This window comes from Pseudarthrobacter phenanthrenivorans, from assembly GCF_036455295.1.
GTDB lineage: Bacteria > Actinomycetota > Actinomycetes > Actinomycetales > Micrococcaceae > Arthrobacter > Arthrobacter phenanthrenivorans_C.
Genome location: NZ_JAYXNX010000019.1, coordinates 45,449 through 66,233 on the forward strand (window position 1 = coordinate 45,449; position 20,785 = coordinate 66,233).

The following is a 20,785-nucleotide window of genomic DNA, read 5'->3' on the forward strand; positions in this document are numbered from 1 at the left end:
TTACTGGGTATGGGATGAAGTCTAGGATCCGCCGCGGGTGGACGGAAGGAGGTTCCGCGGGCTTGCGGGTTACCGGCCCTTTTTGGGGGCGAAGATCCGTGCGATCAGCCGTGCCACCAGGTTCAGGACCATGACCAGGATGATCAGCACCAGCGCCGCACCCCATGCCCGCTGTGACGACGGACCTGGGTTGGAGGGCGAGGTGGGGTTGAGGATCTGGGTGTAGATGAAGGTGGGCAGCGAGGCCATCCAGCCGCCGAACACGTTGTTGTTGATGCTGGTGGCAAAGCCGGCGGTGACCAGGATGGGCGCCGTCTCGCCGATGACCCGGGCGATCGCCAGGGTGACGCCGGACGCGATGCCGGAAATCGCCGTCGGAATGACCACCTTAAGGATGGTCCGCCACTTGCGGACGCCCAGGGCATAAGCGGCCTCGCGGAGTTCGTTGGGGACGATCTTGAGCATTTCCTCGCTGGAACGGACCACCACGGGGATCATCAGCACTGAGAGCGCGACGGCGGCCACGGCGCCGGTCTTGGTGCCCGGGCCCACCACCGCGAAGAAGAACGCGGCAGCGAAAAGGCCGGCCACGATGGAAGGGATCCCGGTCATGACGTCCACGAAGAACGTGATGGCCTTGGCGAGGCGTCCGTGGTGGCCGTACTCCACCAAGTAGATGGCGGTGAGCAGCCCCACGGGCACGGAGATCACGGTGGCCAGAAGGGTGATCTGCACCGTGCCCAGGAGGGCGTGGTAGATGCCGCCCATGACGGGGGCGCCGTTCTCCACGGCCTTGTTGTCGAAGGCGCCTGTCACGCCGTTCATGGAGGTGGTAAGGAAACCGGGGTCGAGGAGACCGGGAATGCCGTTGACCATGACCGTCCAGATGACCGAGACCAGGGGCAGCAGCGCCACCAGGAATGAGCCGACCACCAGGCAGGTGGCCAGCTTGTCCTTGGCCCTGCGGGAGCCTTCCACGGCGGCACTCCAGGAAACCAGGCCCACGGCGAACAGGATCGCGGAGACCAGGCCCCAGCCAAACGGATTGAAGCCGATCAGGGCGAGGATGGCGGCGCCGAGGATCAGGGCGCCGGCGAGCACCGCATAGGGCGCGTACTTAGGCAGCTGGCCCTTGGTGAGCGCCGACCGCTTGCTGCGGACGGGGGTAAGGGTGGAGGTCATTTAGTTGGCTCCCGAGAAGTCCTTGTGCCGGGTAATGACCCAGCGGGCGATCATGTTCACGGCCAGGGTGATGACGAACAGCACCAGGCCGGCAGCGATCAGGGTGCTGACCTTAAGGCCGCTGGCTTCCGGGAAGTTCAGGGCGATCTCGGCAGCGATGGTCTGGTTTCCGGACTGGATGAGGCTGGCGGTCAGGGCGCCGGAGGAGAGCACCAGGGCAACGGCCATGGTCTCGCCCAGCGCGCGGCCCAGGCCCAGCATGATGGCGCTGATGATGCCCGGCCGGGCGAAGGGAAGTACGGCCATCTTGATCATTTCCCAGCGGGTGGCACCAAGGGCCAATGCCGCTTCCTCGTGCAGCTTGGGGGTCTGCAGGAAGATCTCGCGGGACAGCGAGGTGATGATGGGCAGGACCATGACGGCAAGGACGATGCCCGCGGTGAGGATGGTCTTGCCGGTGGTGGACGCCGGGCCCTCGAAGATGGGCAGCCAGCCCATGTTTGCGGCCAGCCAGCCGTATGCCGGTGAGATCTCCTTGGCCAGGAAGGCTGCGCCCCACGCGCCGTAGACAACGGACGGGATGGCGGCGAGGAGGTCCACCACGTAGCCCAGCCCGGAGGCCAGCCCGCGCGGTGCGAAATGGGAGATGAACAGTGCCACTCCGATGGCGATGGGGGTGGCAATGACCAGCGCAATGACCGCGGCAATCAGCGTGCCGATCACGATGGGCCAGATGTAGGCGAAGAAGCCCTGGCCGCCCTGGATCTTGTCGGCGGGTGCGGTAAGCGCCGGTACTGCCTGGACTACCAGGAAAAGCGCGACGCCGAAGAGGACGGCGAGGATCAGGCACCCGGCTGCCAGTGCGGCACCGGAAAAGACTTTATCCCCGGCGCGCCCGGCGCCCTGGGTACTGGTCAGCGTGGTGGCGGTCATTCGACGGCCCTTCGGTTCGTTGCTTGGTTGAGGACGCGGGGTGCAAAGCCAAGTTCCCCGCACTGCCTTCCGGCAGGCGGGGAACCCGGTTTTACAGTGTCTGCTAGGACTTGACCTTGATCGAGTCGATGGACTTGGCAGCCTTCGCAGCCAGGTCGGAGGACAGCGGAGCGGACTTGGCCGAGTCCGCGGCAGCCTTCTGGCCGTCAGCGGACACCACGTAGTGCTCGAAGGCCTTCACCAGGTCAACGGTCTCCTGCTTGTCGTAGGTGGTGCACAGGACGTGGAAGGACACCAGGACGATGGGGTAGGCACCGGCGATGGTGGTCTTGCGGTCCAGCTTGATGGAGAGGTCGTTGGCGGCGCGGCCGTCAACGGGCTTGCCGGCGTCCACTGCCTTGGCAGCGGCATCGGCGGAGATCTTGGTGAAGGAGTCACCAACCTTGATCTGGGCGACGCCCAGCTTGCCGCTCACGGCGGAGTCGTCAGCATAGGTCACGGCGCCGGGGGTGTCCGTCACGGTCTTGACTACGCCGGAGGTGCCCTTGGCGTTTTCGCCCTGGAGGCTGGAGGGCCAGACGCCGGCTGCCTTGTCGGTCCAGACGTCGGACGCTGCGGCGGACAGGTAGTCGGTGAAGTTCTGGGTGGTGCCCGAGTCGTCGGAGCGGTTCACCGGGGTGACCTTCAGGTCGGGCAGCGAGACGCCTGCGTTCAGGGCGGCGATCGCGGGGTCGTTCCACTTTGCGATCTGGCCACGGAAAATCTTGGCCACGGTGGAGGCGTCCAGCTTCAGGTCCGTGACGCCGGGAACGTTGAAGGCCACGGCGATCGGGGAGATGTAGACGGGCACGTTGATGGCGCCCTCGGGACCGCAGACGGACTTGGAGGAGGCGTACTCGGCGTCCGTGAGGTAGGCATCCGAGCCTGCGAACTGGGCCGAGCCGTCCAGGATTGCCTTGCGGCCTGCGCCGGAGCCGTCCGGGGAGTACTGCACGGTGGCGCCGGAGTTGGCGGAGGCGAAGTTGGTCTTCCAGGCGTCCATGGCTGCGCCCTGGGCGGAGGAGCCGATGCCGGTCAGCGTGCCGGTGACCTTGGGACCGGAGGCGGACTGGCCGGCAGCAGGCGACGTGCCGGTGGCGTTGTCTGAACCGCAGGCGCTGAGCGCGAGTGCGCCGGCTGCGATAACAGCGATAGCCGCGTGGCGGCCGAAGCGGAGTGCCTTCACTAGATGTACCCCTTCCAGGGTTATTCAGGTGCGGACAGGGACGGAGAACCCCTGCAGCGCGATGCGTACGTTTTGTACCTTCCAAAAAGTTATGGGCCGCAGGTAACGGGATGGGCGGTGGAAGGTGAACGGAGGATTAACGACGGCGGGATATTGGCTTACAAATACCGGGTCACCATTGCGCGGATCACATGTCCGGCCGTAGTGGACATGCACCAGAGAGTCGACGGGGACTGAATAGACTTGAGCCCATGGCCATCCCTGCAGGACTTTCAGCATCAAAGCGATTCCTGCGCAGTCGTGTCCGGACCGGCTTGATCCGAAGCCGCAACTCCATCGTCCCCGCCATCCAGATGACGGTCTGCGCGGTGGGCGCCTACGCTTTCGCGTATTACATCCTTGGCCACTCCGGTCCCCTGTTCGCCGCCACCTCGTCCCTGATCGCGCTCGGCTTTTCCCGTGAGCCCCGGCTGCGGCGCGTCATGGAAGTGGGACTGGGCTGCACCATCGGTATTGCCGTCGGTGACCTGCTCCTGCACTGGCTGGGCGGCGATATCTGGGTGGCCGCCGTCGTCCTTCTTTTTTCCATCCTGCTGGCCAGGTTCCTGGACAGTGGCAACATCTTCACCACCCAGCTGGCGCTGCAGTCGCTGCTGGTGGTGCTGCTGCCGGCGCCATCGGGCGGCCCGTTCACCCGCAGTATCGATGCAGTGGTGGGCGGCCTGTGCGCATTGCTGGTCACCATCCTCATGCCCAAGGATCCTCGCCGGGAACCGCGCCGCGATGTCCAGAAGCTGCTGCATGAGCTGGCAGAGGTGCTGCGCGAGTGTGCCGGAGCCCTGGCCAACAGCGACTCCACCCAGGCCTGGCACGCGCTGATCCGCGGCAGGAACTGCCAGCCCCTGGTGGACGCCATGCGCCAGTCCCTCCGGGCGTCCGGGGAGGTGGCCACCCTGGCACCTGCCTACCGGCGGCACCGCGATGAACTGGAGCGGCTGAAGCAGTCGCTGGACTTCATCGACCTGGCGCTGCGCAACAGCCGCGTCTTCGCCCGGCGGCTGACCAGCGCCATCAACCATGCGGCCCTCTCGGACGAGGCGACGGACAGCATCGCAGAGGTGCTGCAGGAGACCGCTGCCGCGATTGACGAGTTGTCGCTGGGCCTTGCGGAATCGCACGACGGCGTCCGGCGCGCCCACCTGCGCACGGCCCGCCGGGACCTGAGCGAGATCGCCCTGCGCCTGCACCCCAAGCTGCTGGAGGTGCAGCGGCTTGAAGGCGAAACGGTGGTCATGCTGTTCCGTCCGTTGATGGTGGACCTCCTGGAGGCCACGGGCATGGACGCGGACGAGGCCAGGGACGTGCTGCCGGCACTGTAGTGTCGGTGGCCGCCATTAGGGTTGAACCCATGGCAACAAAGACTTCCCGGACCTCCAAGGCGCCCGCCTACAAATGCGCCGAATGCGGCTGGACCACCGCCAAGTGGGTGGGACGCTGCGGCGAGTGCCAGGCCTGGGGCACGGTGGAAGAAACAGGCACGGCAGTGGCACGGACCACGGCGGCCACAACCGTGGCGGAACCGGCGCGGAAGATCGCGGACGTCGATGCCACCACGGCGGCGTTCCTCCCCACCGGTGTTGACGAACTGGACAGGGTGCTGGGCGGCGGCCTGGTTCCCGGCGCCGTCATCCTGCTGGCAGGCGAGCCCGGCGTGGGCAAGTCCACCCTGCTGCTTGACGTGGCAGCCAAGTTCGCGCGTACTGCCCAGGACGTCCTCTACGTCACCGGGGAAGAGTCGGCCGCCCAGGTGAAGCTGCGCGCGGAGCGGATCGACGCCGTCGCGGAATCCCTCTACCTGTCCGCCGAGACGGACCTTGGCCAGGCACTGGGGCAGGTGGAGAAGATCGAACCGCGGCTGCTGATCGTTGACTCAGTGCAGACGCTCAGCAGTGCTGATGTGGACGGCAGCGCAGGAGGCGTGTCCCAGGTCAGGGAGGTGGCGGCCTCCATCATTGCCGCGGCCAAGCGGCGCAACATGACAACGCTGCTGGTGGGCCATGTGACCAAAGACGGTTCCATCGCCGGCCCGCGGCTGCTGGAGCACCTGGTGGACGTGGTGTGCCAGTTCGAGGGTGAACGGCATTCGCGGCTGCGTCTGCTCCGGGCGGTCAAGAACCGCTACGGGCCCACCGATGATGTCGGCTGCTTCGACCTCAATGAGAACGGCATCGAGGGCCTGGCTGATCCCAGCGGGCTGTTCGTGAGCCGTACCAAGGACCCGGTTTCCGGCACCTGCATCACCGTCACCATGGAGGGCCGCCGCCCCCTGCTGGCTGAAGTGCAGTCTCTGCTTGCCGAAAGCCCAAACTCCCAGCCCCGGCGGGCCACCAGCGGCCTGGACAGTTCGCGGGTCTCCATGTTGTTGGCCGTGCTGCAGCAGCGTGCGGGGACCCTGTTGCACAAGGACGACTCCTACGTTGCCACCGTGGGCGGAGTGAAGCTCAGCGAACCGGCAACAGACCTTGCCGTTGCCCTTGCGGTCGCCTCAGCCAAGGCCCGCAAACCACTGCCCATCCGGCTTATTGCCTTCGGTGAGGTAGGGCTGGCAGGGGAGGTCCGCCCCGTGCCCGGCATCAACCAGCGCATCCAGGAAGCCCACCGGCTGGGATTCACCCACGCGGTGGTTCCCGCCAGCCATGCAGGACCCGGGCCGGTGCCCGCAGGGTTTTCCGTGCGCGAAGTAGAGCACCTGACGGAAGCCCTCAGCCTCCTGATCGGCTAGCAGCGGTGTCGTGTTGACGCCAGGGGAAGCCGGTCCCGGCAAGCCCGTTACTGCCCGGTAATGCAGGCGCAGAACCTTCTCGCAGACGGAGGATTACTCTTCTGTGCCGCAGGCAGCGTGGGTAATCGGGGAAAAGCAGGGAACCGCCCGCGCGGTTCACCATGGACGCAGGAAGCCATTACAGCCGGTGGTGTCCCACCGGCTGTAATGGGGTCTTCGGCAGCCTGTGGCCCTGACCGCGCCCGCCTGGCCACGCTGCAGCAGCGCGGGCCCGGCGCCGGGTCCGGGTCGGGCGGCATTCAGGAGGCCCGGTCCGGGTCGGGCTGGAGTCAGGAGGCCGGGTCCGCCAGCCAGCGGGAGACGTCGCTGCGCAGCACCAGCAGCGGGCCGCCGGTGGCGCTGACGTTTCCGTTCGAGACGTAGTACCCGCGGCCCGAGCCGGCTCCCCCTGCCGCCCTGTCCAGGGCATCAACCAGATGCCGCGGCAGGTGGCCCTGCGGACCAAGGTTGCGGAGCTCATCCACTTCTTCCGGCGTCAGCCGGCCCAAAACTTCAGCAATGTTGGCCATGGGTGGTCCCGTCCCTTTCGAGGAGAGTGCCTGGCAATGTGCCTGAGGGAATAACCTAGAGCAGCGCCGTGAACGCCACGTTAACGGCGGAAGGCAACTGCACTTCGTCTGCGAAGTGACCCGTTTGGAGGATCGATGCCCGTTCGAAGCGCAGGCTTGCTGCTGTACCGGCAGGACGCGGCCGGGCACGGGGGCACACGGGACGCGCTGCAGGTGTGGATAGCGCACATGGGCGGCCCTTTCTGGGCCCGAAAGGACGAGCACGCCTGGTCCATTCCCAAGGGCGAGTATGCCGACGGTGAGGACCCACTGGCCGCAGCACTGCGCGAGTTCGCAGAGGAGATGGGAACTGCCGCCCCCGAGACCGCCTACCGGCTGCTGGGCGAGTTCCGGCAATCCTCCGGGAAACTCATCACTGTCTTCACGGCGGAGGCCGATTTCGCCCCCGAGACGATCAGCAGCAACACCTTTCCGTTGGAGTGGCCAAAGGGGTCCGGCAGGATCCAGCACTACCCCGAGATTGACGACGCCCGCTGGTTTCCGGAGCAGGAGGCCCGGCTGAAGCTCGTGAAAGGCCAGCTGCCCGTCCTCGACGCACTGGTTGAGGACATGGCGGCCAACTAGTTCACCCGCTGGAACGCCCTGCTGCATCCGGATCGCCGGAACGGTGGGGCGTATTCGCAGCGTTCCGGCGTCTTGGCTAACCGGCGGTGAGGACCAGGGCCACGCTGTGGCCGCCGAAGCCGAAGGCATTCACCAAGCCTGCGGGGGCAGAACCCGGCGGAAGCTCGTGGGTGGCCGCGGTAATGACGTTGAGGTCCACCTCCGGGTCCAGCGTGTCAACGTTCAGGGTGCCGGGAAGTTGGCCCGTGCGCAGGGCTTCAAGAACCACGACGGCGGCCAGCGCGCCTGCGCCGCCCAGCAGGTGGCCTGTATGCCCCTTTGTGGACGTCACCGGAACGGAAGCCCCGAAGACGTCGCTGATGGCCTGGCCCTCCAGCCGGTCCCCCACGGGCGTGGAGGTGGCATGCGCATGGACGAATCCGACGTCCCCCGGCTGCAGGCCCGCAGAGGCCAGCGCCTTCTCCATGACGCGGCGCTGCATGGCGGGATCGGCAGCGACGATGTCGTTGGCGTCGGAGGTCACGGCCCCACCGGCGACGGCCCCCAGCACTGCTGCGCCGCGGGCACGGGCATGCGCTTCGCTCTCCAGCACCACCACGGCGGCGCCCTCGGCCAGCACAAAGCCGTCCCGGCCGGCGTCGAACGGACGCGACGCAAGCTGCGGATCGCCGGAGCGGGTGGACAGGGCCCGGATCTGTGAGAACCCGCTGATCACCAGGTCATTCACTGAGGCATCCACGCCGCCGGCAATCACGACGTCGGCAGCGCCCGAGCGGATCAGCTCGGCCGCCTGGACAATCGCCTCAGCCCCGGAGGCGCAGGCGCTGACGGGCGTTCGGGCACCGCCGCGGGCTCCAAGGTCGATGGACACCCACGCGGCAGGACCGTTGGCCATGAGCCGGGTCAGGGTGTGCGGCGAGACCTTGCGCGGACCCGACTGGTTCAGCGTGCGGTCCTGCTCGATGGTGGACCCGAGGCCGCCGTACGCGGAGCCGATCACCACGGCGAACCGCTCGGGATCCACTTCCGGTGCGCCTGCCTGGGACCAGGCCTCGCGCGCGGCGATCAGGGCCAGTTGACCGCAGCGGTCCATGCGCTTCATTTCGCGGGTGCTGAGGTGCTCCGAAAGGTCCGCCCTGACCTGCCCGGCGATCTTCACCGGCAGCTGGGCTGCCCAGTCCTGCTCAAGGCTGCCTATGCCGGAACGCCCCTCAAGCAGGGCCTCCCAGGTCTCCTTGACGCCGGCACCGAGGGGGTTGATGGTGCCGGCACCGGTAATGACGGCGCGGGGTGCGGAAGAGTTCACGGTGCCTTACTTCGCAGGGTTGTGCGTGCCGATGGGCACGAGGGTCAGGTCCGGATGGTTCTTCTCGATCCGGCGCAGCGCCCACACGTCGTTAAACAACGCCAGGTATTCGCCGTCGGAGCGCAAAAGCACCTCGGCGCCCGGTACGTTTGCCAGCGCAGGCATGGCATCCGCCGTCGTAATCCTGGCCAGGGAGTAGGGCAGGCGCTCCAGGCGCATGGGGGCGCTGAAGTCATGCGCCATGCGGTCCTCCACCACTTCGAACTGCATGGGCCCGACGGCGGCAAGCACCGGCGCCTGGTCCCCGCGGAGGTCGGAGCGGAGCAGCTGGATGACGCCCTCGTGTTCCAGCTGCTCGATGCCGCGGCGGAACTGCTTGAACTTGCTGGGGTCCTTGGAACGTGCCACCTGGAAGTGCTCGGGGGCGAAGAGCGGGATGGCAGGGTACTCCACGGCTTCGTCAAGGAACAGGCTGTCCCCTACACGCAGCGATGACGCGTTGACCAGGCCCACAACGTCCCCGGGGTAGGCCTCGTCGATGACTTCGCGTTCGCGGCCGAACACCTGCTGTGCGTATTTGGTGGCGAACGACTTGCCAGTCCGGGTCTGGGTGACCACCATGCCCCGTTCGAAGACGCCGGAGCAAACCCGGATGAAGGCAACGTGGTCACGGTGGGCCTTGTTCATGCCGGCCTGGACCTTGAACACGAAGCCGGAGAACGGGGACTCGACCGGGCGGGCGTTGCCGTCGATGTCCGGCCGGGGAGCGGCCGGCGGGGCGAAGTCCACCAGCGCGTCCAGCAGTTCCTTCACACCGAAGTTCAGGGCGGCGGAGCTGAAGAGGATGGGGGTGGCCTGGCCCGCGTGGAACGCCTCCACGTCGAACTCGAGGTTGGACTCGACCACCAAACCGGCTTCGTCCACGGCGTCGGACCAGTTGCTGCCCTGGTCCGCCGCGGCTTCCTCGGGGGTGAAGTACTCGGTGATGGCGATCTGCGCCCCGGCGTTATTGCGCTGGAACCGGGCGAAGCGGTCGTTGCGCAGGTCCCAGACGCCGCGGAAGTCGCCGGAGATGCCCACGGCCCACGTCAGCGGCATGGGCTGCAGGCCGGTGCGTTCGGTGATTTCGTCCATCAGTGCCAAGGCATCCAGGCCCGGGCGGTCCCACTTGTTGATGACGGTGATGATGGGCAGGTTGCGCTGCTTGCAGACCTCGAAGAGCTTCATGGTCTGGGTTTCCAGGCCCTTGGCGGCGTCCACGAGCATCACTGCGCAGTCGACGGCGGCGAGCACGCGGTAAGTGTCTTCCGAGAAGTCGGCGTGGCCAGGGGTGTCCAGGAGGTTGATGACAGTGTCGCGGTAGGAGAACTGCAGGGCGGCCGAGCTGATGGAGATGCCGCGGTCCTTTTCCATCTGCATCCAGTCGGAGACAGTTTCCTTGCGGTTGGCCTTGCCGCTGGAAGCACCCGCCGTACCGATCACTTTTGCGTGCAGGGCCAGCGCTTCGGTGAGCGTGGACTTTCCGGCGTCCGGGTGCGAAATAACGGCAAAGGTCCTGCGGCGGCCCGCTTCCTTGTGAATCGCGGAGATCCGGGCGGGGGTCAGGACATCTTGGGACACGGTGCTACTTTCGCTGCGGTTGTTTCTGCCCGGGGCGGTGTGCGACTCGAGGGCGGGAATGTCATTGGCAAACGGCCAAAGTACAAGTTTATCGCAGGGCCGCAAACGGGACCGGTTCCGCTTAACGCGGGCGAAACGGGACGTTCAAGGCTGCGAAATGCGGGCCGGATAGCGTGTGCGCATGATCCATGGCGCCACCTTCTCCGGCAACCTTTTCTTCGATCCCCTGGCCACCAACCTGGCCAACGGTCCCCGCCCGTCTGGCAGCCAGGGCTCCCCCTCCGGCGCATCATCAGTTGGCACCGGAAAGCCCGGGGTCCAGACGCCCGCGGAACACAGGGCGCTGAGGGCAGCGTCCCTTTCGAAAGTCAGCAGGGACCTGGAGCGGATGCTCAGGGAGCGCAGGCGCTGATCCTGGCCGCCGGCACCTTCTCCGGCGTACTAAACCCCGGGTGACGGCATGATGGGTTCATGCGCAGCGTCGAGTTGGTCTTTGACGAACCCACCGATTCCCTTATCAGGGCGGACTGGGCGCGGCTCCAGGCAGCGGGCGTGCCCAGCCTGGCAGCCCACACCTCCCCCAGCAACAGTCCGCACATCACGCTTGCCGCCGGCGGGGAGCTGGAATTGGCGGAGGGCGGTCCGTGGCAGGCGCTTCCCCTGGACATCGCATTCTCCGGAGTGATCGTTTTTCCAGCGGGCACGGGCAAGTACGTCCTGGCCAGATCGGTACTGCTGAGCACTCCCCTGCTGCAACTGCACCGGCAGGTCCACTGCAATTTGACCGGCGCGTTGCCGCTGACGCTTCCGGGTGGCTGGACGCCGCACGTCACTCTTTCCAGCCGAATCCCGGCCGGGCAACTGGGAACAGCCATGGAGTTACTGGACCTGCGCGTGGCAGGACGGTGCACGGCCGCGCGTCTCTGGGACAGCAGCACCAGGACGGTCACTCCGCTGTAAACCCACCCGTGGGCATCCGGGCACGTGCCGCCGCATCCGGGACCTGAAAGGGACAAAAGTGCCTGTCCGGCACGGTGTGAAAACGGCGTTTTGCCAGCGGTTCCGGGTACCCCCTAATGGGGCACTTTGGGGCTTGCCCGTGCGGAACTTGGGTTTCTTACCCCTATCATTGAGCTTGCGGGAATCAGAGCATTTTTCGATCCTGCCGGCCAACTGCAGAAGCCGGCATTCCTGCGGGCGGCGGTCCGCACCTTTGAAGGGAAACACCTATGGCGCGGAGCCCCGAAGAATCGCTGAGGGCAACTCTGGGCAGGGTTGCCCCCGGAACTCCCCTTCGCGACGGCCTGGAACGCATCCTCCGGGGACGTACCGGTGCCCTGATCGTCCTGGGCTCGGACCGCACCATCGACTCCATTTGCTCCGGCGGGTTCGATATCGGCATCGAATTCTCGCCCACCCGGCTGCGCGAACTGGCCAAGATGGACGGTGCCATCATTTGCGACAAGGACGCGGGCAACATCCTGCGCGCCGCGGTGCAGCTGGTGCCTGATTCGAGCATCGAAACGCAGGAATCCGGAACCCGCCACCGCACCGCCGAACGGGTGGCCAAGCAAACCGGTGTCCCCGTTATCTCCGTAAGCCAGTCCATGCAGATCATCGCCCTGTACGTCAACGGCCTGCGGCACGTCCTGGAGGGGTCAGAAAACGTCCTTGCCCGCGCCAACCAGGCTCTCGCCACGCTGGAGCGCTACCGCGCCCGCCTGGACCAGGTGACCAGTTCGCTGTCTGCCCTCGAAATCGAGGCAATGGTGACGGTGCGGGATGTGGCCGTGACCCTCCAGCGGCAGGAAATGGTCCGCCGCATCTCCGAGGAAATCTCGCAGTACGTCCTGGAACTGGGCGAAGACGGCCGGCTCCTCTCCCTCCAGCTCGACGAGCTCACCGTGGGCCGGGGCCCGGGCAGTGACGTGATCATCCGCGACTATGCCAGCCCCCACGCCTCCGCCGAGGACATCGAAAAAGCCGTCCACGAACTGGTCAGCCTGGGCCCCACGGAACTTATTGACCTGGGGAAGATCTCGGCGATCGTAGGGTTCGCTGGTGGTGAAGCCAACCTGGACGCGGTGGTCCAGCCCCGCGGCTACCGGCTGTTGTCCGGCCTCAAGGCAGTTCCCAAGGCGGTGGCGGACCGGCTGGTGGACCATTTCGGTGGTTTGCAGTACCTCATGGCCGCCACGATCGACGACCTCATGACAGTGGACGGAATCGGCGACCAACGTGCCCGCACCGTGCGGGAGGGCCTGAGCCGGATGGCCGAGGCCAGCCTCCTGGACCGCTTCCTCTAAGTCCCTGCCCCGCCGAACCCAGCACCGTGCCGGTTCGGCCCCTGCAGCACTACCCCCAGCGCCACGGCTAAACCCCATCGATTGCTCCGTAGTTGTCGTTTTCACCCCTCAAAACGACAACTACGGAGCAATCGATGGGTGGAAAAGTCAGTTCAGCTGGAAGACGGCCTTTGGGCTTGCCCGGGAGCCCAGCTTCGCGGTGAAGATGTAGTAGGCACCCCCGCCGCCGGGAGCTGCTGCCACTGCCTTGCAGCCGTCCGTGCTGCGGTTCCGGCTCCAGGGGAAGTTTGCGGTTTCGCTTGCGCCGGGAGCAATCACCTTCACCAGGTCCTCGCTGGAGGCCTGGCAGTCCTTTGACGAGAAGATCCGGTCCGAGCCGCTGGTCACCAGGAATTCCATCTGCGACGTTCCGATGTTGACTTCGCAGGGGACGGTCCCGCCGTTGGTCACCGTCAGCGTGAGCATGGGGTTTTCGCCGGGGCCGTAGGCCTGCTTGTCCGTGGAAGCGGCCACCGTGACCTGGTTCTGGTTGCAGGTGGGCGTTGCGGAAGCGGTGGGCGACGGCGCTGCGGACGGTGCCGATGCTGAAGCGGAAGGGGTGGCGGCAGCAGAGGAGGTGGCTGCGCCGGTGGCAGCAGGGGCGGGCGAGGAGGGCTGCGTGGATGACGCCTGCCGCGAGCCGCCAGTGAAGGCACCCGCCAGCGCAAAACCGCTGACCAGCAGTACGATCACCAGCAACAGGGCGCCGCCAACAACCAGCCGGCGGCGGCGGTAGACCGCGGCGCTGGGCTTCCGAACGGTGCTGGAACCCGTTGCCGTGCCGCGTGCTGGTGAATTGCCTTGCCTGCCCATCCTCCTAGGCTAGGGAAACCCGCCGGTTCTGCACTGCCACCACGCCGCCGCGCGCCCATTGCTCTGGTCACACCGGGTTTTCGGCGCGCCGGAGCCCTTCCATTACAGTGTTGGCATCGACACTCAAACCTCCCCCTCCACCACTGCCGCGGACGCCGCGACGGGCCATGCAGACCTGCAGGCGCTCCACCGCCGGATCAACTCCTGGTTCGACGGCATCGCACGCGACCTGCCCTGGCGCGAGCCTGACTGCTCTCCCTGGGGCGTGCTGGTCAGTGAAATCATGCTGCAGCAGACCCCTGTGGTCCGGGTGCTTCCCGTCTGGCACCAGTGGCTGGAACGCTGGCCCACCCCCTCCGCCCTCGCGGGGGAACCTGCAGGCGAGGCCGTCCGTTCCTGGGGCAGGCTGGGGTACCCCCGGAGGGCGCTTCGGCTGCACGCCGCGGCAACCGCCATCGTGCAGGACCACGGCGGCAAGGTCCCTGACACCTATGCGGAGTTGCTGGCCCTTCCCGGCGTGGGCAGTTACACGGCGGCGGCCGTTGCAGCCTTCGCCTACGGCCGACGGGAAACCGTGGTGGACACCAACATCCGCCGGGTGCACGCCCGGCTGGTTTCCGGCGCCGCGCTTCCCGCTCCGGCCCTGACGGCGGCGGAGATGCGCCTGGCCGCAGCCCTGTTGCCGGACGACGACGAAACATCAGTGCGTTGGAACGCAGCAGTCATGGAGCTGGGGGCGCTGGTGTGCACTGCCCGGGCACCCAAGTGCGCTGCCTGCCCGGTGAAGGATTCCTGTGCCTGGCTCGCGGCGGGCGAGCCGCCGCCGTCGTACGTTCCCAAGGGCCAGTCCTGGCACGGCACGGACCGGCAGGTGCGGGGCGCGGTCATGGCCGTGCTGCGGCTGGCTGAGGCACCGGTGCACCCGGACATGTTCCAGCGTGAACCTGCCGACCTTGGCTACGCCGCGGAAGGGATAGGCGTGCCCCTCGCCGCGCTGCACCGGCTCAACTCCGCCCCGGAGCAGCTGGAGCGGGCGCTGGCGGGGCTGCTGGCGGACGGGTTGGCGGAGATGCACGACGGCGGCTTCCGCCTCCCAGCCTGACCGGCCGGCCGCGCGGGCCGGGATGGCATACTTCTTGGTGACCGGAACCGGGGGAACCATGAAAACCATTCTGTACATCGTGTGGGCGCTGTTCATTGCTGCCGCGATTTTTTCGCTGGTCTATGCGGGGCGGCGGACCAGGCGTCAGGCACGGTTGATGGCTCAGTGGCCCAAGGCGCAGGCTACAGTCACCGGCAGCACCACAGGCTGGACCGGTGGCGTGGGCGGCGCCGGCCGGAACCTCCGCTACTTCCCCACCTACCAGTTCACGGATCCACAAGGCACCCTCTTCATGGGCAAGTCCGAGATTTCCGGCGTGAACCAGCCGTTGCCCGGCTCGGTGTTCGAAGTGGCGTACAACCCCGCCAACCCCAACGAGTCGCTCCAGGTTTCATCCGAGCCGCGCACGGCCATGGGATGCCTGATTGCGTTCTTCGCCGTGTTTGCCATCGCCTCGCTCTGGTTCATCGGCATCTTCCCGCTGGGTTAGGAAACCGGGCGTCCCGGAAGACGCAGGGCTAGAAGAGCGCCGGCTGGGTGAAGGTTTCGCCGTCCGGATTTTCAAGCGCCCCGCCGCCGGCCGCCGGTTCGGCACTCCAGTCGAAGCCCAGTTCAGCGAGCAGTTCCTCCACGGAGATTTGGCCGTCCAGCACTTCAATTTCCTGGGAGTTCTCTGTCAACGGCCGTTCCATGCCATCGAGCTTATTCCCAGGAACGGCCGGGGAGCCTATGGCTCGCCGAAGCCGGCCTCCACCAGGCCACCCACGTACTCCACGGCACGTTCCGCATCCGGCCCCCACGCTTCCACATGCAGCACCGTGCCCTTGCCGGCGCCGAGGGTCATCAGTCCGGTCATGGAGGCGCCGTCAACGCCGTTGATGGTCACCTCGGCGTCAAGGGAAGCCAGGCCTCCTGCCACCTTTGCGGCAGGCCGCGCATGCATGCCCGCCTGGTTCACCAGCTCAAAGTCCCCCGTGCAGTCCGGGGCGGCGCTGCTGACGGACTCCATCCCCGAGTCCGCCCCTCCCGGCCCAGGCTGGGCCGCCGCCGCACCCCGGGCCGCTTCAGCAGCTTTCCTGACGGCATGCACGTCCGCGCCGCCCTGCGCGGCGACGGCCGCGGCCACCAGCCCCTCCACCAGCGGCGCGTCGGCAAGCAGGACGCCGGCGGGGTTTTCCAGGAACTCCAGCGCCGATTCGGCGGTCATCACGGCCGAGCCCAGGTCGGTCAGGACCACTGTCCCGGTTGCACCCATCCCGGTCGTCCCGGTCCCGCTGGCGCCCCCCTGTTCCAGGGCAGCAAGGACTTTCTCCAGGCTGGTGCCGATCCTGCCGTCATCGGTGCCTCCGGCGGCCAGGATGACGACGTCGGGCGCCATTTGGGCGGCAAGCTCCACCGCGCCGTCGGCAATTTTTTCGCTGTGGGACACCACGACGATGCTGACGGTCACGCAGCCGCCCCGACGGCGGCGCGCAGGATCAGCGCACTGGAGACAGCACCGGGGTCCCGGTGGCCGGCGCTGCGTTCGCCAAGGTAGCTGGCGCGGCCCTTACGGGCCACCATGGGATCGGTTGATACTGCCCCAGCTTCGGCAGCCTCGGCGGCCGCCACCAGGACGCCGAGGACATTGGTGCTGCCGCCGTCGGCCGCCGCCCGTGCAGCATCAACGGCGGGTGTCCACGCGTCCACCATGGTCTTGTCCCCTGACTCCGCTTTTCCGCGCGCCACGATGCCGTCGCGCGCGGCCGCCAGGGCAGCGGCCAGCGCTGGGGCATCGATCTCGGCTGCATCGCCGAGGGCGGTGGCGGCGCGAAGGAACGCTGTGCCGTACAGCGGACCGGCGGCACCTCCCACTTTGGACATCAGCGTCATGGCGGTCATCTTCAGCGCTGCCCCCGGCGTTTCCGGAGTAGATTCCCCAAGCTTGGCCAGGACGGCCTGGAAGCCCCGGTCCATATTCTCGCCGTGGTCCGAATCCCCGATGGCACGGTCCAGCTCAATGAGTTCAACACGGTGCTCAGCCATGGCCTGCGCGCACAGCGTAAGCCACTTAACGGCCCAATTAACGTCCAGGGGCATGGTTACACGCCCCAGCGCAGCGCGGCGGTGTGCACGGGCGCATCCCATAGTTCCGTCAGCTCGTCGTCGAGCCGGAGGACCGAGATGGAGCAGCCCTGCATTTCGAGGGCGGTGATGTAGTTGCCCACCAGCGAACGTACCACCGTGGCGCCGGCGTCGCCGAGTACCTGCGCTGCCCTGCGGTACACGATGTAGAGCTCGCTGAGCGGGGTGCCGCCCATGCCGTTGACGAACAGCAGGACCTTGTCGCCGGATGCGATCTTCAAATCGGCCAGGACGGGTTCCAGCAGGCGGTTGGTGATGCTGTCCGCGTTCTCCATGGCGATCCGGTGCCTCCCCGGCTCACCGTGGATGCCAATGCCTATCTCGATTTCGTCCTCGGCCAGGTCAAAACTCGGCGTCCCTGCGTGCGGAACGGTGCAGGCAGACAGGGCGACGCCCATGGTCCTGACGTTGGCGTTGACCCGTTCACCGATGGCGGCAACGGCGTCGAGATCGTCACCGCGCTCGGCGGCGGCGCCGGCGATCTTTTCCACCAGCACCGTGCCGCCCACGCCGCGGCGGCCTGCCGTGTACAGCGAATCCTCCACCGCTACGTCATCATTGACCAGGACGGTGCGGACGCTGACGCCTTCCGCCTCCGCCAGCTCGGCGGCCGTTTCGAAATTCAGGACGTCCCCGGTGTAGTTCTTGACGATGTGCACCACCCCGGCGCCCGAGTTCACCGCGAGGGTGGCCGGAAGGACCTGGTCCGGCGTAGGTGAGGTGAATACCGCCCCCGGCACGGCGGCGTCGAGCATCCCCTGCCCAACGTAACCGGCATGCAGCGGCTCATGCCCGCTGCCGCCACCGGACACCAGGCCCACTTTGCCGGCCACGGGCGCGTCCTTGCGTGTGATGTAAATGGGGTCTTCAGTGACATTCACCAGTCCGGCGTGCGCCAGGGCAAAGCCCTGGACGGTTTCCTGGACAACGGCTTTTGGATCGTTGATGAGTTTCTTCACGGCGGTGCTCCTGGCTGTGCTCCTGAAGGATGTGTTTCCGACCCTACTACCGGGGTCACCACGCGCGGTAGGTTCGGTCAGCCCGGTTCTTCGCCTGCAACAGTGGAGCGCTGGGCCGGACGCAGCAAAGGGACAGCCCCCAATGACTGTCCCTTTCCTGAGGCCCCCCACATATCGGCCGCAACTAGTTTATCCATCAATTCGAATAAAACCAAGAGGGGTCCGCAGGAAGGGGACCCCGCAGGCTGCTAGAGGGTCCGGATCATCCGGGTGTTGCCGAGGGTGTTCGGTTTGACCCGTGCCAGGTCCAGGAATTCCGCCACGCCTTCGTCATGGGAGCGAAGAAGCTCGGAGTAGACCTCGGGGTCCACCGCGGACTGGTCCGCCATCACTTCGAACCCGTGGCGGCGGAAGAAGTCCACCTCGAAAGTGAGGCAGAAGACCCGTGAAACTCCCAGCGCACGCGCTTCCTCCAGCAGGCTCTCCACCAGGACATGTCCCACGCCCTTGCCGCGCCACTCCCCGGATGCTGCCAAGGTGCGGATTTCGGCGAGGTCCTCCCACATGACGTGCAGCGCCCCGCAACCGATCATTTCGCCGTCGCTGGCTTCTGCGATTCGGAATTCCTGCAGGCTCTCGTAATAGGCCACCGTCTCCTTGGCCATCAGGATGCGCTCCTCGGCCAGGGGCGCCACCAGCCTCTTGATGGCAGGGACGTCGCTGGTGCGTGCTGGGCGGATGTGGAAGGAGTCGGTCACAAAGCCATCCTACGAGGCGCGACGGCTGCTATTGGTTGCGGACGGGCTGGGGCGTTAATGGTGGGCCGCCCACAAGCGTCGGCGGTCAGGCATTTGTGTAGGCGCCGTCAAAGCGAGGAACGAGCAGGCGCCGGCAAATGTCTCGGCCGACGGCGCGAAGACCACCAATCTAGATGCCTAGTTCGGGCGGCAGCTCGGTTTCTTGGCCCAGGACGTTCCTGGCCAGGAACCACTCCACCACCTGGTACCAGACCTTGGCGTGCTGTGGCTGCAGGACCCAGTGGTTTTCGTCGGGGAAATAAAGGAAGCGGTGTGGCGTCTGCCCGTCCTGGTCAGTCGCGAGGCGGGACTTGGACAGCAGCTCGTACCAAAGCCGCAGGCCTTCCCCGATGGGGACGCGGTAATCCTTGTCCCCATGGATCACCAGCATGGGGGTGCTGATGTTCCTGACGTGCAGGTGCGGTGAGTTTTCCAGTGCCATTTCCTCGGTCATTTCCTTCAGCCAGTACTGCGAGGCATCAGTGGTGGGTCCGAACTGGTCCAACGCCCACAGGCTGGCGTGGGTGACAACCGCTTTGAACCGGTCGGTGTTGCCTGCCACCCAGTTGGCCATGTACCCGCCGAAGGAGCCGCCCATCGCAGCAGTCCTGGTCTCGTCGACGTCCGGCCGTGCGACGGCCGCATCGGTAACGGCCATGAGGTCCGTGAACGGCGCCTTGCCCCAGGAGCCCCAGCCGCGCTGTATGTATGACTGCCCGTAACCGGTGGACAGCGCTGGATCCGGCAGCAGCACGGCGTATCCCTTTGCTGTGAGGAGCCAAGGGTTCCAGCGCCAGGTCCAGGCGTTCCAGGACCCCAGCGGACCACCATGGATCCACAGGAGCAGGGGCGCCGGATTGTCCGCCGATGCGCCCTCGGGGAGGGCAAGGTAGGCGGGGACCCGGGAGCCGTCCCGGGCCGTGGCCGCGATCCGTTCCAACCGGCCGGGGCAGGACAGCCGGTCAGCGGGGGCAGGAAGGCGGGTGGTCTCCCCCGTGGCGAGGTCGATCCTCACGGCCTCGGCGGGGAATTCGTAGGAGCTGCGCAAGGCATACGCGAAGCGTCCCTCAGGGGAGACCACGACGTCGGAATATGCCGCGGCGTCCTGCGTCAGGCGGGTGACGCCCACTTCAGCGGCAGCCGACGGAAGGCTGACCCGGAAAACCGGCGACGCGCCGTCGTCGTCCGCTGTGACCAGGATGCCGGAGCCGTCCGGAAGCCACGCCGCCGGCTTTGGCCAGCGGTCCCAGTCGTGGGCCAGTGGCTGCAGGCCGCCGGCCTTCCCGTTGGCCCCGGAGACGTCCAGCAGGTGCATCTTGATCTCAGGGGGCCGCCGGGGCGTGGAATCGCTCTCGCTGACAACCACCAAGGTCCTGCCGTCCGGGCTGACCGGGCCGGGGAAGTAGCTCACGCCTTCGTGGTCGAGCAGGACCTTGCGGCTGCCTGATGCCACATCAACCGCCACCAGGATGGAACGGCTGTCCGCCCTGGCCAGGGGTTTCGTATAGCTGCTGTAAACCGTTTTCCCGTCCGGGCTGACCACCGTCTCTGCCTCCCTCAGCCGCGGGCCGGCGTCCGGCGTGAGATTGCGCAGTACCAACGGCGGGGTGGTGTCAACGGTCGCTGGCCTGCCGGGCCCCTTGCCTTCCCCGGGTTCCACCGCAAAAATCCGTGGCTGGCCCGGGCCCAGGTCGGCGTCCCAAAAACGGACCGGGTACTCGCTGTGCAGGATTGCCGAGACCTTCATGTCCTTCCGGGACCTGCGCCGCGCGGCCTCGTCCTCTTCATCGGCGGATCCGGCCAGTACCTCGGCCGTCACGAACGCGGCATCGGCATCCCTGGCCGTCATCACCCTGCCGACGCCACCCGGACGGCTGAGTACCACCCGGGCTTCGCCGCCATCCGCGGGTAGGAGCCACAGTGCGTTGACCGGCTCTTCGTCCGGGCTGTCGGGGTCGGGACGCGCGGACGTGAAGTAGACGTCGCCGTTAGCGGCGAAAGCCGCACCCGCCTCGCCCTTGGCGCTGCGGGTGATGCGCCGGGCATGCTTCTGCCCGGCCGGGTCCAGCTCCCAAAGGGCAGTGGCAAACTCGGTGCCCTTGCCGTTCAGGGTGGCGACTGTGGTCACCAGACGCGAACCGTCCGGGCCGAGGGCCAGGCCGCTTACCCGCGGGATGGACAGGTAGTGCTCAAGGTCGTGGAAAGGGGTCAGTGGTTGCTCGTCCGGGATCGCCGGATTCTGATTAGCCATGCCCCGATTCAACACGGCTTGTGCCGCCCGTCACAGCCGCCACGCGCCTCTGCGTCCCAGGCAGCCGGGGGAACTGAAGTGGCAACGCGAAAGCCCCGCCGCTCCTTGTGAAGTGGTCCCCGAAAGTTGGACTCGTAAATGTGCGAGCTCCAC

At 66.8% G+C, this 20,785-nt stretch carries 21 protein-coding genes; 8 read left to right on the top strand and 13 right to left on the bottom strand.

What is annotated here, in order from left to right; genetic code table 11:
• Nucleotides 1-69: 69 nt before the first annotated feature.
• The 3 genes from pstA to pstS all read right to left on the bottom strand — a co-directional run bounded on the left by pstA (nucleotide 70) and on the right by pstS (nucleotide 3,340).
• Nucleotides 70-1,182 (bottom strand): phosphate ABC transporter permease PstA, encoded by a 1,113-nt coding sequence (gene pstA / locus VXJ37_RS18625; protein WP_331324522.1) that lies wholly within the window; start codon nucleotides 1,180-1,182, stop codon nucleotides 70-72.
• Nucleotides 1,183-2,115, bottom strand: a complete 933-nt coding sequence (gene pstC / locus VXJ37_RS18630) for a phosphate ABC transporter permease subunit PstC (RefSeq protein WP_141944408.1) — start codon at nucleotides 2,113-2,115, stop codon at nucleotides 1,183-1,185.
• A gap of 103 nt (nucleotides 2,116-2,218) precedes the next feature.
• Entirely contained in the window at nucleotides 2,219-3,340 is a 1,122-nt protein-coding gene (pstS, locus tag VXJ37_RS18635) for a phosphate ABC transporter substrate-binding protein PstS (protein ID WP_331324523.1), read from the bottom strand.
• Between the two features lie 251 nt (nucleotides 3,341-3,591).
• Here pstS and VXJ37_RS18640 point away from each other — a divergent pair, with 251 nt between their 5' ends.
• Both VXJ37_RS18640 and radA read left to right on the top strand, forming a co-directional pair.
• Nucleotides 3,592-4,719, top strand: coding sequence for an FUSC family protein (locus VXJ37_RS18640; RefSeq protein WP_331324524.1), 1,128 nt, complete (start codon nucleotides 3,592-3,594; stop codon nucleotides 4,717-4,719).
• Between the two features lie 29 nt (nucleotides 4,720-4,748).
• Complete coding sequence (gene radA, locus VXJ37_RS18645; RefSeq protein ID WP_331324525.1) at nucleotides 4,749-6,122, top strand: DNA repair protein RadA; 1,374 nt, start codon at nucleotides 4,749-4,751, stop codon at nucleotides 6,120-6,122.
• 329 nt (nucleotides 6,123-6,451) lie between these two features.
• On the opposite strand, the gene VXJ37_RS18650 is transcribed toward radA, so the two are convergent.
• Nucleotides 6,452-6,691: a hypothetical protein gene (locus tag VXJ37_RS18650; protein ID WP_331324526.1), complete on the bottom strand. Its 240-nt coding sequence runs from the start codon at nucleotides 6,689-6,691 to the stop codon at nucleotides 6,452-6,454.
• 135 nt (nucleotides 6,692-6,826) lie between these two features.
• Here VXJ37_RS18650 and VXJ37_RS18655 point away from each other — a divergent pair, with 135 nt between their 5' ends.
• Nucleotides 6,827-7,315, top strand: a complete 489-nt coding sequence (locus tag VXJ37_RS18655; RefSeq protein WP_331324527.1) for an NUDIX domain-containing protein — start codon at nucleotides 6,827-6,829, stop codon at nucleotides 7,313-7,315.
• Between the two features lie 76 nt (nucleotides 7,316-7,391).
• Here the strand turns inward: VXJ37_RS18655 and VXJ37_RS18660 are convergent, their stop codons facing one another.
• Nucleotides 7,392-8,621 carry a beta-ketoacyl-[acyl-carrier-protein] synthase family protein gene (locus tag VXJ37_RS18660; RefSeq protein ID WP_331324528.1) on the bottom strand — a complete coding sequence of 410 codons (1,230 nt, stop codon included), beginning with the start codon at nucleotides 8,619-8,621 and terminating at the stop codon, nucleotides 7,392-7,394.
• Between the two features lie 6 nt (nucleotides 8,622-8,627).
• Complete coding sequence (locus VXJ37_RS18665; protein WP_331324529.1) at nucleotides 8,628-10,241, bottom strand: peptide chain release factor 3; 1,614 nt, start codon at nucleotides 10,239-10,241, stop codon at nucleotides 8,628-8,630.
• Nucleotides 10,242-10,422: 181 nt separating this feature from the next.
• On the opposite strand from VXJ37_RS18665, the gene VXJ37_RS18670 reads away from it, so the two are divergent.
• The 3 genes from VXJ37_RS18670 (at nucleotide 10,423) to disA (ending at nucleotide 12,547) form a co-directional block, all read left to right on the top strand.
• The gene (locus tag VXJ37_RS18670; protein ID WP_331324530.1) at nucleotides 10,423-10,653 is read left to right on the top strand and encodes a hypothetical protein; all 231 of its coding nucleotides are present in this window, start codon (nucleotides 10,423-10,425) and stop codon (nucleotides 10,651-10,653) included.
• Nucleotides 10,654-10,712: 59 nt separating this feature from the next.
• Nucleotides 10,713-11,201 carry a 2'-5' RNA ligase family protein gene (locus tag VXJ37_RS18675; protein WP_331324531.1) on the top strand — a complete coding sequence of 163 codons (489 nt, stop codon included), beginning with the start codon at nucleotides 10,713-10,715 and terminating at the stop codon, nucleotides 11,199-11,201.
• 269 nt (nucleotides 11,202-11,470) lie between these two features.
• Nucleotides 11,471-12,547: a DNA integrity scanning diadenylate cyclase DisA gene (disA, locus tag VXJ37_RS18680; protein ID WP_331324532.1), complete on the top strand. Its 1,077-nt coding sequence runs from the start codon at nucleotides 11,471-11,473 to the stop codon at nucleotides 12,545-12,547.
• A 147-nt stretch (nucleotides 12,548-12,694) separates the two neighbouring features.
• Here disA and VXJ37_RS18685 read toward each other — a convergent pair whose 3' ends face one another.
• On the bottom strand, nucleotides 12,695-13,399 hold the full coding sequence (locus tag VXJ37_RS18685; RefSeq protein WP_331324533.1) for a hypothetical protein: 705 nt from the start codon (nucleotides 13,397-13,399) through the stop codon (nucleotides 12,695-12,697).
• 175 nt (nucleotides 13,400-13,574) lie between these two features.
• On the opposite strand from VXJ37_RS18685, the gene VXJ37_RS18690 reads away from it, so the two are divergent.
• Together VXJ37_RS18690 and VXJ37_RS18695 are read left to right on the top strand one after the other, a co-directional pair.
• Nucleotides 13,575-14,501, top strand: a complete 927-nt coding sequence (locus VXJ37_RS18690; protein ID WP_331324542.1) for an A/G-specific adenine glycosylase — start codon at nucleotides 13,575-13,577, stop codon at nucleotides 14,499-14,501.
• A 58-nt stretch (nucleotides 14,502-14,559) separates the two neighbouring features.
• On the top strand, nucleotides 14,560-14,991 hold the full coding sequence (locus VXJ37_RS18695; RefSeq protein ID WP_331324534.1) for a DUF3592 domain-containing protein: 432 nt from the start codon (nucleotides 14,560-14,562) through the stop codon (nucleotides 14,989-14,991).
• Between the two features lie 28 nt (nucleotides 14,992-15,019).
• Here VXJ37_RS18695 and VXJ37_RS18700 read toward each other — a convergent pair whose 3' ends face one another.
• The 6 genes from VXJ37_RS18700 to VXJ37_RS18725 form a co-directional block, all read right to left on the bottom strand.
• Nucleotides 15,020-15,193 carry a hypothetical protein gene (locus VXJ37_RS18700; protein ID WP_331324535.1) on the bottom strand — a complete coding sequence of 58 codons (174 nt, stop codon included), beginning with the start codon at nucleotides 15,191-15,193 and terminating at the stop codon, nucleotides 15,020-15,022.
• 35 nt (nucleotides 15,194-15,228) lie between these two features.
• Nucleotides 15,229-15,951: a dihydroxyacetone kinase phosphoryl donor subunit DhaM gene (gene dhaM, locus VXJ37_RS18705; protein WP_331324536.1), complete on the bottom strand. Its 723-nt coding sequence runs from the start codon at nucleotides 15,949-15,951 to the stop codon at nucleotides 15,229-15,231.
• Nucleotides 15,948-16,580: a dihydroxyacetone kinase subunit DhaL gene (dhaL, locus tag VXJ37_RS18710; protein WP_331324537.1), complete on the bottom strand. Its 633-nt coding sequence runs from the start codon at nucleotides 16,578-16,580 to the stop codon at nucleotides 15,948-15,950. Before dhaL ends, dhaM begins: the two co-directional genes overlap by 4 nt.
• 2 nt (nucleotides 16,581-16,582) lie before the next feature.
• Entirely contained in the window at nucleotides 16,583-17,584 is a 1,002-nt protein-coding gene (gene dhaK / locus VXJ37_RS18715) for a dihydroxyacetone kinase subunit DhaK (protein WP_331324538.1), read from the bottom strand.
• A 248-nt stretch (nucleotides 17,585-17,832) separates the two neighbouring features.
• Nucleotides 17,833-18,342: an amino-acid N-acetyltransferase gene (locus VXJ37_RS18720; RefSeq protein WP_331324539.1), complete on the bottom strand. Its 510-nt coding sequence runs from the start codon at nucleotides 18,340-18,342 to the stop codon at nucleotides 17,833-17,835.
• A 169-nt stretch (nucleotides 18,343-18,511) separates the two neighbouring features.
• A complete protein-coding gene (locus VXJ37_RS18725; RefSeq protein WP_331324540.1) occupies nucleotides 18,512-20,632 on the bottom strand; it encodes a S9 family peptidase in 2,121 nt (706 codons plus the stop codon).
• Between the last annotated feature and the right edge of the window lie 153 nt (nucleotides 20,633-20,785).